Here is an 11,213-nt window from a genome sequence, read left to right as displayed (position 1 = left end):
GATATTCACCCCGATTTTGCCCAGTGGCGTGTCCACCACGTTCAGCGTCTGGCCCACGGCGTAGTACGGCTGCTCAACATCCAAGAGGTTTATCTTGTGATACTTCACGATGATGTTGCCTTGAGGGTCGATGAGAATAGCGGCGTTGAAGTTGCGGCCATCGGCGGCGCGCTCAGTGAGGCCGGCGCACACGTAAATCTTGTGGAGGGCCGCCGCTTCGCACAGCATATTGCTATACATGCCGGGAATGGGTTGGGCCTCGTAGAGGGCGCTGGGGTGCGTCCAGGCAAAATCCAGGGTTTCCGGCAGGAGCACCAACTCACAATTTTGGGCGGCGGCTTCGGCAATCTGCTCCACGGCCCGAGCTAGGTTGCGGGCGGGCTCGCCGCCCTCTACCAGCAGTTGCCCCAGGCCAATGCGCAGGGTGCCAATCGGGGCCGGCACTTCGGGCAAAGCCGGAACCGGAGGCACAGGTTTGCGAAAAGAAAAGAGCGAAGCCATGAATTATTGCTAAAAACCACACTGAATCATTCGGAAGGTACAAAGAGCAGATTAAACTTTAAGCCCTGAGTACTGTCGGCAACTTTCAAAATGATAAGCTTTTATTGGGCTTGGGGCAATATGATTTTGGATAATAAAAATATTAAAAATTTAACATGTCATTGAAATTCAGTGCAAATGGACGGAGATTGAATGGTTTTTGGCAAGGATGGCTGGCGGGCGTTAAAAGCATTGCCAGTGGGGTGACAACGGAGAACTTTCTGTGGATTTGGTGAAGTCGTCTGGTAGTAGGACAGGGTAATAAGTTGGGTTGGGCCTAATTGCTTATTCTGCCGCAGTTCTAATGCCTATTTTTGTTGCTTCTGCTACTTGCACAACTCCCCATGTCCCTCGCCACCACCTATTCGCCTACCGACGTTGAAGCCAAATGGTACCAACGCTGGCAGGAGCAGGGCTTTTTCAAAGCCAAACCCAACCCCAAGAAGAAGCCTTATACCGTAGTAATCCCGCCGCCAAACGTGACGGGCGTGCTCCACATGGGGCATATGCTCAACAATACGATTCAGGACGTGCTGGTGCGCCGAGCCCGCATGCAGGGCAAGGAAGCCTGCTGGGTGCCCGGTACCGACCACGCCAGCATCGCCACCGAGGCCAAAGTAGTAGCCTTGCTGAAAGAGCAGGGCATCAATAAAACCGACCTCACCCGCGAGCAATTCCTCAGCCACGCCTTCGAGTGGAAGGACAAGTACGGCGGCATTATTCTGGAGCAGCTCAAGCAGCTCGGTGCCTCGTGCGACTGGGACCGCACGCGCTTCACGATGGAGCCGGATTTGACCGATGCCGTGCTCCGCGTATTTGTGGACCTGTATAACAAAGGCCTGATTTACCGTGGCGTGCGCATGGTGAACTGGGACCCCGAAGGCCGCACCGCCATTTCCGACGAGGAGGTGATTGCCAAGGATGTGCAGGCCAAAATGTACTACCTCAAATACGCCGTGGTAGGGCAGGAGGACCAGTTTCTGACCGTGGCTACGTCGCGCCCCGAAACCATCATGGCCGACGTGGCCGTGGCCGTGAACCCGAATGACCCGCGCTATGCCCACCTGGCTGGCCAGAAAGTGCGCATCCCCCTGCTGGGCCGCGAAATCCCGGTGATTTTCGACGAGTACGTGTCGATGGATTTCGGTACGGGTGCGCTGAAAGTGACGCCCGCCCACGACCTGAACGACTACGAGCTGGGCGTGAAGCACAACCTGCCCGTTATCGACATTCTGGCCGACAACGGCACGCTGAACGAGAAGGCCGTGCTCTACGTGGGCCAGGACCGTTTCGCGGCCCGCAAGCAGATTGCCAAGGACTTGCAGGAAGCCGGCTTGCTCGAAAAAATCGAGGAGTACGCCAGCATCGTGCAGACCTCGGAGCGCACCAAGGCCGTGATTGAGCCCAAGCTCAGTCTGCAGTGGTTCATGAAAATGGAGCAGATGGCCAAGCCCGCGCTCGACGTGGTGGAAAACGACACCGTGAAGCTGCACCCGCCCAAGTTCAAGAACATGTACCGCGCCTGGATGGAGAATGTGCGCGACTGGTGTATATCGCGCCAGCTCTGGTGGGGCCAGCAGATTCCGGCCTATTACCTGCCCGATGGCACGTTCGTGGTAGCCCTCACCGCCGAGGATGCCTTGCAGCAAGCCATTGCCCAAAGCGGCAAGGCCGACCTGCAACTGAGTGACCTGCGTCAGGACGAGGACGTGCTCGATACATGGTTCTCCTCGTGGCTGTGGCCGATTTCGGTATTCGACGGCTTCAAAGACCCCGACAACGCCGACATCAACTATTTCTACCCCACCAACGACTTGGTGACGGGTCCGGACATCCTCTTCTTCTGGGTGGCCCGCATGATAATGGCCGGCATTGAATACCGCCAGGAAGTGCCGTTCAAAAACGTGTACCTCACCGGTATTGTGCGCGACGCGCAGGGCCGCAAGATGAGCAAGCAACTCGGCAACTCGCCCGACCCGCTCGACCTCATTGCCCAGTACGGCGCCGATGGCGTGCGAACCGGCATGTTGTTCTCGGCTCCCGCTGGCAACGACCTGCTCTACGATGTGAAGCTGGTGGAGCAGGGCCGCAACTTCAGCAACAAGCTCTGGAACGCCTTCCGCCTCGTAAAAGGCTGGGAAGCCGATGCGTCGCTGCCCTTCGTGAATGAAAAGGCCGTGACGTGGTTTAATGCCAAGCTGCAAGCCGCCATTGTCGAGATGGACGACCATTTCGAGAAGTTCCGCATGTCGGATGCGCTGATGACCATCTACAAGCTGGTGTGGGACGATTTCTGCGCCCAGTACCTAGAAATGGTGAAGCCCGTCTACCAGCATCCCATCGATGCCGAGAGCCTGCGCCACACCACCGCCTACCTCGAAACGCTGCTCAAGCTGCTACACCCCTTCATGCCCTTCATTACCGAAGAGCTGTGGCACGAGCTGGCCGAGCGTGGCCCCCGCGACTACGTGACCGTGGCCCCCTGGCCCCGCGCCACCGCCCCCGCCAATACCGCCGAAACGCTGGCCAACATGGACAAGGCCCTAGCCATCGTAGCCGGCATCCGCACCGTGCGCAACCAGAAAAACCTCGGCCCCAACAAGCCGCTGACGCTGGTAGCTAAAACCGACGAGCCGCAACTCGTGACCGACTACGAAGGCATCATCCGCAAGCTGGGCAGCATTTCGGAGGTGAGCTTCGCCGATGCCGGCCCCGCCGCCTCGGTAAGCTTCGTGCTGGGCGGCAGCGAGTTCTTCATCCCCCTCGAAGGTCACATCGACATGGCCGCCGAGCGCACCCGCCTCGAAAAAGAGCTGGAATATGCCCAGGGCTTCCGCGACTCGGTGCAGAAGAAACTCGGCAACGAGAAATTCGCCCAGAACGCCAAGCCCGAAGTGCTGGAAAAGGAGCGTCAGAAACTGGCCGATGCGGAGGCTAAAATCGCCGCGCTGGAACAGGCATTGAAAGGATTGTAAACGCAATTCTATTTAATGCAAAAAGCCGCTTCCTAATTCCAGGAAGCGGCTTTTTGATTTTCAGGTGCAGCAGTGGTCAAGGCTACTGCGGAATGCCGCCCGGTTGCTTTTTCTGCAAGGGCGCGAGTTGGTTCTGAAGCTGGAACGTGACCTTTTGGCAATCAGCAAAGCGCTGCTCCGAAAGTTTCAGTGCCTTTTCAGTGGCATCGAGTTGTTGGTATAAATAGCCAATGAGGCCCAGCGCTAGCACCAGCGCCCCGAGGAAAACAATATTTTTCATAAATGGATAAAAAACTGTCATCCTGAGCGTAGCGAAGGACCTTATCACGTCAAAAAGTTCTAGCGCGATAAGGTCCTTCGCTACGCTCAGGATGACAAAATAGGGTTGCTTAAATCGCCGTGTTCGGGTCGAACTGCTCCAGATAATCGGCCACTTTGCGCACGAACATGCCACCGAGCGAGCCATCCACAACGCGGTGGTCGTAGCTGTGGCTCAGGAACATGAACTGACGGATGCCGATAAGGTCGCCCTGTGGCGTTTCAATCACGGCAGGCTTCTTCTTGATGGCCCCCACGGCCATGATAGCCACCTGCGGCTGCATGATGATAGGCGTGCCCATCACGTTGCCGAACGAGCCCACGTTGCTCAGCGTGTAAGTGCCGCCTTCCAGGTCCTCGGGCTTCAGCTTGTTGATACGGGCGCGGTTGGCCAGGTCGTTCAGCTTTTTGCTCAGGCCGTTGAGGTTGAGCTGGTCGGCGTTGTGAATGACGGGCACGATGAGGTTGCCGCTGGGCAGGGCCACGGCCACGCCGATGTTAATGTCGCGCTTCTTGATGATGTAGTCGCCATCAATCGACACGTTAATCAGCGGGAAATCCTGGATGGCGCGGGCCACGGCCTGGATGAAGATGGGCGTAAAGGTGAGGTTTTCGCCCTCGCGCTTCTTGTAGGCATCCTTGTGCTTGTTGCGCCAGTTCACGATGTTGGTCACATCGGCCTCCACGAAGCTGGTGACGTGGGGCGAAATGCGCTTCGAGTCCACCATGCGCTGCGCAATCATCTTGCGCATCCGGTCCATCTCAATCAGCTCCTGGCCGCCGCTCACGCTGGGCACGGGCTTGACGCTGGCAGCTGGGGCCGGAGTGGGCGCAGCAGGAGCGGGGGCTGCCGGTACAGCTTGCGGTTGCGGAGTAGCCGCTGGAGCCTGCACCGAAGCCGTAGCCGCGGCCACCGCCGTCAGCGAGGGCTTGCCGGCGGCCACGTAATCGAGGATATCCTTCTTGGTGACGCGGTTTTCCTTGCCGGTGCCGGGCAGGTACTCCAGGTCCGTCATGCTCACGCCTTCTTCGCGGGCGATGCTGAGGACCAGTGGCGAAAGGAAGCGGCCGGGCTGGTGCTCAGCCCCGGCAACCGCGTGAACGGGCTGCGGAGCCTGCGGCTCGGGCAGGTAGGGCACGGCGCTGCCGTTGCTGGAAGGCGCGGGGGCGGCTTGTGGGGCGGCCGGGGCACTGGCCGGAGCCGCAGCGCCAGCGGCGGCCGCATCGGTTTCCATGATGGCGATGGGCGCGCCCACGGCCACCACTTGGCCTTCCTGCACCAGAATTTCCGTCAGCACGCCGGCGTAGATGGCCGGTACTTCGGTGTCAACTTTATCGGTGGCTACTTCCAGCACTGATTCATCCTGCTCAATGGTGTCGCCAACTTGCTTGAGCCATTTCAGGACGGTGCCTTCCATGATGCTTTCGCCCATCTTGGGCATCGTCATTTCCACTCGTGCCATATTATAGGAGGGGGATTTGGGGAATTAAGGGTGGGGTGGGAGTTTGGTGGGGCAAAGGTAGCCAGAAAGCCGAACGCCCCCGGCTCATTGAGCGGCGGGGGCGTTTTTTTGAATAAATCCAGCCGTCGGGCGGCCGGGAGCTAGCGTTTCGGGACCCGCAAAGGGAGCGGGAGAAGCAAAACGCCCCTGGCGCACGGGGCGGCGGGGGCGTTTTGTGTTCTTTGCAAAAATAGCGACTGGCAACGAACAGCCAGCAGCTTAGCGAATGATAAACCGGAAGGTGTAAAAGCCCGTGGCGCGTCCCGGTGCGCCGTTGATAGCAACGAAGCGGGCTGTTTCCAACGCCATGCGGCACAGGGCTTCCTGCCGGGCCGATACCGTGCTGCTCACCGTGACGACGGAATCCAGGGTGCCGGCCGCATTGACCACCAGCTTGAAGCGGGCCTCCCCCGATTTCTTATCTAAGGCCGCAACCCGCGGCACTGCTTCGAAACGCCAGCCCGTTTTGTCCAGTTCGCTGGCGGCAGGGCGGCTGCCCAGCATCGGGGGCGCACCCGATAAAGCCGATTTTGGTTCTTGGTCCAGTGCCGCCTGCGCGTGGGCATTCGGCGCGAAGCAGTAGATGCAAAGACCTAAAAGAAGAACATTTTTCATCGGGGAAAAAAGGGGCGGTTGGTGGTCCGGAGGCGCTAGCCGTTGTCGCTGCATGCCCCTACCGCCCCCCGTGCATCGCCGCCACGATATCCGAGGCTTGCCCCACGGGCCGGTCGTCCTTCATGAGCTGCACGTAGTACTCGAAGGAGCCGCTGAGGCCGGTTTCGGTGTCGATGTAGGGCGAGCGGGAATCGAAGGCCAGCATGTGGCCCCACTCCTTAGCGCCGGCGGCGCGGCGGAACACCTGCACGCCGTCCTGGCCGTTTTTGCTCCATTTCAGGACCAGGCCCTCGGCCGAGTCGCGGATTTCGAGGCTGGGCCGCAGGGTGGCGAAGTCGGTTTCGCCGGGGGTGACGAGCCACTGGCAGTCCTTGCCGATGGCCTCCGTGTAGCCGGGAGCGGTTTTGGCGCGGGCCACCTCGGCGCGGGTTTGCGTTTCGTAGGTGCGGATGGCTTTGTCGCGGGCCGCCACTTTGGCAGCGGAGGTGGCCAGGGCATCGGCGGCGTCGGTGGTGGCTTGCAGCACGGCGGCATCGGCGGCGGCGCGGGCGTTCACCTCCTCCGGCGTAAGGCCAAGGGCCTTGGCGTAGTCGGGGCGCTTGCGGGTTTGCAGGCCCACCCAGTCGGTGAACTTCGGTAGCGTGTTGGGAAAGAAATCAGCCATGGGTAAAAAAGAGATTGTGGGTTAGGTAAGGCACAATAGTAACTGAATTTTAGCGGATTCCGGGTGCTGCCATTCCCCGGTTCCTCCGCGCCGGGGCCGGGACGAAACCTGCCAGGGCCGGGCGCTATCCGGCCGGGGCGGGATTTAATCCGGTCGGGGCCGGATAGCGCCCGGCCGGGGCCGGATTTAATCCAGTCGAGGCCCACTGCTACCCGGTCGGGACCGGATTTAATCCGGTCTGGGCTGACAACCATCCGGCTTCGGCCGGGGCAAATCCGGTCGGGGCCGGGCCGGCTTCTGGGGCTACTGCGGCACCTCCATCGCCTTGAAATGCTTGGGGCGTAGCCGCCGTCGAACGTAGGACGGCAGGGGCCAGCCCTGCTCGTACTGCCGCACTACGCCGCCTTCCCGCTCCTGGCTGTAGCGGAAATATTGCCGGGTGCCCAGCGCCGTAGGCACCGCGCCCAGCAGGCCCAGCAGCACCCACGCGCCCGTTTGTCCGTGCATCAGCTCGAAGCCCGTGCCTGTGAGGCCAGCCATGCCGTAGCCGGAATCGCGCAGGCCCTTGAAGCGGCGCTCCCGAAACAAATTGTGCACGGCATAGGCCGTATCGCGGGGCGGCGGGGCCGCCGCCTGGCCCACCGCACGGCGCAACGGGCCAAAAGAGAGAACGAATAGCAGGCAAGCCGGGAGAAGCCGTGGACGCATAAAGCAACGAAAAAGGGCCGAAACTCTCCGTAAGAGTTCCGGCCCGGGGGCAGGGTTGCAAGGCGACCGCAGCCCGGCGGCGGCCGCCTATTTCTCCACCGTGATTTCGGGAATGCCCTCCTCGTTCAAATCGCCGCCCGTGGCCGCCGCATCGGCCCGAAACGTGGTGAAACAGATTTTACTGTTCTTCGCAAAGCGGCTTTCCGGGTCGTTGATGATGACGACGTGCTCGAAGGTGCCAAACTCCTTGCCCTCGTACATCAGGGTTTTCTTGATGCCCATACCGGGCTTGTTCAGCACATCCACGTAGGTGGCGCGGCCCACGCCCTTCGGCCCCGGCTTGGCGTAGAGCACCAGGGTTTCGATGTTGCCGTTGCATTCGTCGGCGCAGGAGGTGAGGGCGGTGCTGGCCAGCGCCGAAAAAATCAGGGATTTAAAAAGGCGATGCATACAAGTCGAGGTAAAAGGTCAAGCCCCGGCGGAGCGGCATTCGTTGGAGCGAGTGTCGCCCCGCCGGGGCTTTGGATACAGATGAGGCGGTGAGTTACCACCGGCATGTCGCCCTACTGGGTACGACTCTGCTGGGGCTGAAAATTACGAGACTAAATCGTCGAGAAATCGAACGACTGCTCCAGAAACGCCGTGGTAAAATTACCCGCCTTGAAATCCTCGTTATCCATCAGCGCCAAGTGGAAGGGGATGGTCGTTTTCACGCCTTCCACCACAAACTCGCTCAGGGCGCGCTTCATTTTCACGATGCACTCCTCCCGGGTCTGGGCCACGGTGATGAGCTTGGCAATCATCGAATCGTAGTTGGGCGGAATCTGGTAGCCGGCATACACGTGCGTATCCACGCGCACACCGTGGCCGCCGGGGATGTGCAGCGTGGTAATGCGGCCCGGCGCGGGGCGGAACCCGTTGCGCGGGTCCTCGGCGTTGATGCGGCATTCCATAGCGTGCATCTTCGGGAAATAGTTTTTGCCCGAAATCGGGATGCCCGCCGCCACCTTGATTTGCTCCTTAATCAGGTCGTAGTTGATGATTTCCTCCGTCACCGGGTGTTCCACCTGGATGCGGGTGTTCATCTCCATGAAGTAGAAATCCCGGTTGGCATCCACCAAGAACTCAATCGTGCCCACGCCCTCGTAGCCAATGGCCGAAGCGCCCGCAATGGCCGCCTTGCCCATTTTCTCGCGCAGCGCGTCCGTCATAAACGGCGAAGGCGCTTCTTCCACCAGCTTCTGGTGGCGGCGCTGGATGCTGCAATCGCGCTCCGACAAGTGGCAGACGTGCCCGAACTGGTCGCCCACAATCTGCACCTCAATGTGGCGCGGCTCCACCACGTACTTCTCCAGGTACATGCCGTCGTTGCCAAACGCGGCCTTCGATTCCGTGCGCGCATCGTCCCAGGCTTTCTGGAATTCGTCGTCGGAATGAATGATGCGCATGCCGCGCCCGCCGCCGCCAGCCGTAGCCTTGATGATGACGGGGTACTTAATCTTGTTGGCGATTTTCTTGCCCTGCTCCACCGATTCGAGCAGGCCCTGCGAGCCCGGCACCACCGGCACGCCGGCCTTAATCATGGTCGCCTTGGCTGTAGCCTTGTCGCCCATCTGGTTAATCATCTCGGGCGAGGCCCCGATGAACTTGATGCCATTCTCGGCGCAGATGCGCGAGAATTCCGCGTTTTCCGACAGGAAACCGTAGCCGGGGTGAATGGCGTCGGCGTTGGTAATCTCACAAGCCGCAATCAGGTTGGGCATGCTCAGGTAGCTGTCTTTCGAGGCCGGCGGGCCGATGCACACGGCCTCATCGGCAAACTTCACGTGCAAGCTTTCCCGGTCGGCGGTCGAGTACACGGCCACCGTTTTGATGCCCATTTCCTTGCAGGTGCGGATAATGCGCAGGGCAATTTCGCCCCGGTTGGCGATGAGTATTTTCTTGAACATTTGGGTGGGAGCGTCAGGGTTAAAACATGTCATCCTGAGCGGAGCGAAGGACCTCATCACGTTTGAACGACTCGTTCCGACTTGATAAGGTCCTTCGCTCCGCTCAGGATGACAAAGGAAAAAAAACTACTCAATCAAAAACAAGGGCTGGTCGTACTCTACCGGAGTGGCGTTGTCCACCAGCGCCTTCACGATGCGGCCGCTTTCTTCGGCTTCAATCTCGTTGAACAACTTCATCGCCTCGATGATGCAGATAACCTGTCCTTTTTCCACCATGTCGCCTACCTGCACGAAGGCCGGCGCTTCCGGACCGCTGCTGCGGTAGAAGGTGCCAATCATGGGGGCCTTCAGGGGCTTGTAGTTGCCAGCGGGTGCTTCCGAAGCTGCTGTCGGGGCGGCGGGTGCGGCTACTGGTGCGGGGGCTGCGGCTACGGGAGCGGGCGCGTGAGCTACCGGGGCTGCCATCGTCGTTACGTGCTTGGTATTGGGGTCGCGCTGTACCGAGATTTTAAATTCTTCGGTTTCAATGTTGACCTTATTCAAGCCCGATTTGGCGATAAAATCGAGCAGTTCCTGGAGTTCTTTGGCTTTCATTGCAGCGTCCTTTTTGGGCGGGTTTGACATGTTCAATCAGCGGCTGGTTGCGCGCTATCAGCTATTAAGTATCGGCTTAAATCCTACTTTACGCGCTCCACGTAGCTGTAGTCGCTGGTCTTGATGCGGATTTTGGTGTCTACGTCAACGAACAGCGGCACCTGGATGCGGGCACCGGTTTCTACGGTGGCGGGTTTCAGGGTGTTGGTGGCGGTGTCGCCGCGCAGACCGGGCTCGGTGTAAGTAACTACCAGGTCCACGGTGGTGGGCAGTTCGGCCGTGAGGGGCTGCTCGGTTTCGGCGTGCATGAGGATGGTGACCTCCTGGCCTTCCTTCATGATGTCGGCGAAAGGCACCAGCTCCTCGGACAGTACAATCTGCTCGAAGGTCGAATTGTCCATGAAGTTGTAGCCGTAGTCGTCCTTGAAGAGGAACTGATGCGGGCGCTGCTCCACGCGGGCCGTCTCCACTTTCACACCGGCGTTGAAGGTGTTATCAATGGTGCGACCGGTTTTGATGTTGCGCATTTTGGTGCGCACAAAGGCGGGGCCTTTGCCGGGCTTCACGTGCTGAAACTCGGTGATGACGTGCAGCTCGTTGTTGTAGTTAAGAACGAGCCCGTTGCGGAAGTCGGCGGTTGATGCCATGGTTTCTAAACTTTTAGCTGACAGCCGGGGGCTATCAGCTGTTTTGTGGGTGTTTTTATGAGCAGTTATTCAACAGCTAAGGGCTATTAAACAACTGAAAATCCAAAGGAGTGACAAAGCTAACAGCTAATGGCCATTAGCTAACCGCAACGCTGTTGCCATCATACGCCCATTTGAGGTAGATGGAGCCCCAAGTGAAGCCGCCACCGAAGGCCGCCAGCACGAGGTTGTCGCCGCGACGTAGCTGGCTTTCGTAGTCGGCCAGGCACAGCGGGATGGTGGCGTTGGTGGTGTTGCCGTAGCGGTCGATGTTCAGCATCACCTTCTCCGGACCCACGCCCATGCGGTTGGCGGTGGCGTCGATGATGCGCTTGTTGGCCTGGTGAGGCACCAGGAAGGCCACGTCGTCTTTGCTGAGGTGGTTGCGCTCCATTACCTGGGCGGCCACGTCGGCCATGCTCTTTACGGCAAATTTGAAAACCGTAGCGCCCTCCTGATAGATGTAATGCTCCTTGGCATCCACGGTGGCGTGTGATGGCGGGCGGCGGCTGCCGCCGGCTTTCTGGTGCAGGTAAGCTTCGCCCGAGCCGTCGGTGCGCAGTACCTGGTCGAGGATGCCGAAGCCATCGGTGCTGGGTTCGAGCAATACGGCCGCCGCGCCGTCGCCAAACAAGATGCAGTTGGCGCGGTCGGTGTAGTCC

Annotated in this window: 12 protein-coding genes; 1 reads left to right on the top strand and 11 read right to left on the bottom strand. The window is 59.7% G+C overall.

The window, feature by feature from the left end; translation table 11 throughout:
* Positions 1 to 471: carbon-nitrogen hydrolase family protein (locus AAFH49_RS22025; protein ID WP_342301612.1), on the bottom strand; the 471-nt coding region annotated here is incomplete at its 3' end.
* Between the two features lie 413 nt (positions 472 to 884).
* On the opposite strand from AAFH49_RS22025, the gene AAFH49_RS22020 reads away from it, so the two are divergent.
* Positions 885 to 3,515: a valine--tRNA ligase gene (locus AAFH49_RS22020; RefSeq protein ID WP_342301611.1), complete on the top strand. Its 2,631-nt coding sequence runs from the start codon at positions 885 to 887 to the stop codon at positions 3,513 to 3,515.
* An 82-nt stretch (positions 3,516 to 3,597) separates the two neighbouring features.
* Here the strand turns inward: AAFH49_RS22020 and AAFH49_RS22015 are convergent, their stop codons facing one another.
* The 10 genes from AAFH49_RS22015 to AAFH49_RS21970 form a co-directional block, all read right to left on the bottom strand.
* Entirely contained in the window at positions 3,598 to 3,795 is a 198-nt protein-coding gene (locus AAFH49_RS22015; RefSeq protein ID WP_198068127.1) for a hypothetical protein, read from the bottom strand.
* Between the two features lie 109 nt (positions 3,796 to 3,904).
* Positions 3,905 to 5,296, bottom strand: coding sequence for a dihydrolipoamide acetyltransferase family protein (locus AAFH49_RS22010; RefSeq protein WP_342301609.1), 1,392 nt, complete (start codon positions 5,294 to 5,296; stop codon positions 3,905 to 3,907).
* A 258-nt stretch (positions 5,297 to 5,554) separates the two neighbouring features.
* Positions 5,555 to 5,950, bottom strand: a complete 396-nt coding sequence (locus AAFH49_RS22005; RefSeq protein WP_342301608.1) for a hypothetical protein — start codon at positions 5,948 to 5,950, stop codon at positions 5,555 to 5,557.
* Between the two features lie 58 nt (positions 5,951 to 6,008).
* Positions 6,009 to 6,614: a hypothetical protein gene (locus AAFH49_RS22000; RefSeq protein ID WP_342301606.1), complete on the bottom strand. Its 606-nt coding sequence runs from the start codon at positions 6,612 to 6,614 to the stop codon at positions 6,009 to 6,011.
* Between the two features lie 303 nt (positions 6,615 to 6,917).
* Positions 6,918 to 7,322 carry a hypothetical protein gene (locus AAFH49_RS21995; protein ID WP_342301604.1) on the bottom strand — a complete coding sequence of 135 codons (405 nt, stop codon included), beginning with the start codon at positions 7,320 to 7,322 and terminating at the stop codon, positions 6,918 to 6,920.
* Positions 7,323 to 7,409: 87 nt separating this feature from the next.
* Entirely contained in the window at positions 7,410 to 7,772 is a 363-nt protein-coding gene (locus tag AAFH49_RS21990; RefSeq protein ID WP_342301603.1) for a hypothetical protein, read from the bottom strand.
* 152 nt (positions 7,773 to 7,924) lie between these two features.
* Positions 7,925 to 9,271, bottom strand: a complete 1,347-nt coding sequence (gene accC / locus AAFH49_RS21985; protein ID WP_342301602.1) for an acetyl-CoA carboxylase biotin carboxylase subunit — start codon at positions 9,269 to 9,271, stop codon at positions 7,925 to 7,927.
* Positions 9,272 to 9,397: 126 nt separating this feature from the next.
* Positions 9,398 to 9,865, bottom strand: coding sequence for an acetyl-CoA carboxylase biotin carboxyl carrier protein (gene accB, locus AAFH49_RS21980; RefSeq protein ID WP_342301601.1), 468 nt, complete (start codon positions 9,863 to 9,865; stop codon positions 9,398 to 9,400).
* A gap of 83 nt (positions 9,866 to 9,948) precedes the next feature.
* Positions 9,949 to 10,512, bottom strand: coding sequence for an elongation factor P (gene efp, locus AAFH49_RS21975; RefSeq protein ID WP_342301599.1), 564 nt, complete (start codon positions 10,510 to 10,512; stop codon positions 9,949 to 9,951).
* 136 nt (positions 10,513 to 10,648) lie between these two features.
* Positions 10,649 to 11,213: 3-oxoacyl-[acyl-carrier-protein] synthase III C-terminal domain-containing protein (locus AAFH49_RS21970; protein ID WP_342301597.1), on the bottom strand; the 565-nt coding region annotated here is incomplete at its 5' end.

It is taken from the genome of Hymenobacter segetis, from assembly GCF_038448715.1.
In the GTDB taxonomy this organism is placed as follows: domain Bacteria; phylum Bacteroidota; class Bacteroidia; order Cytophagales; family Hymenobacteraceae; genus Hymenobacter; species Hymenobacter segetis.
This window is presented reverse-complemented; position numbering and strand designations above follow the sequence as displayed.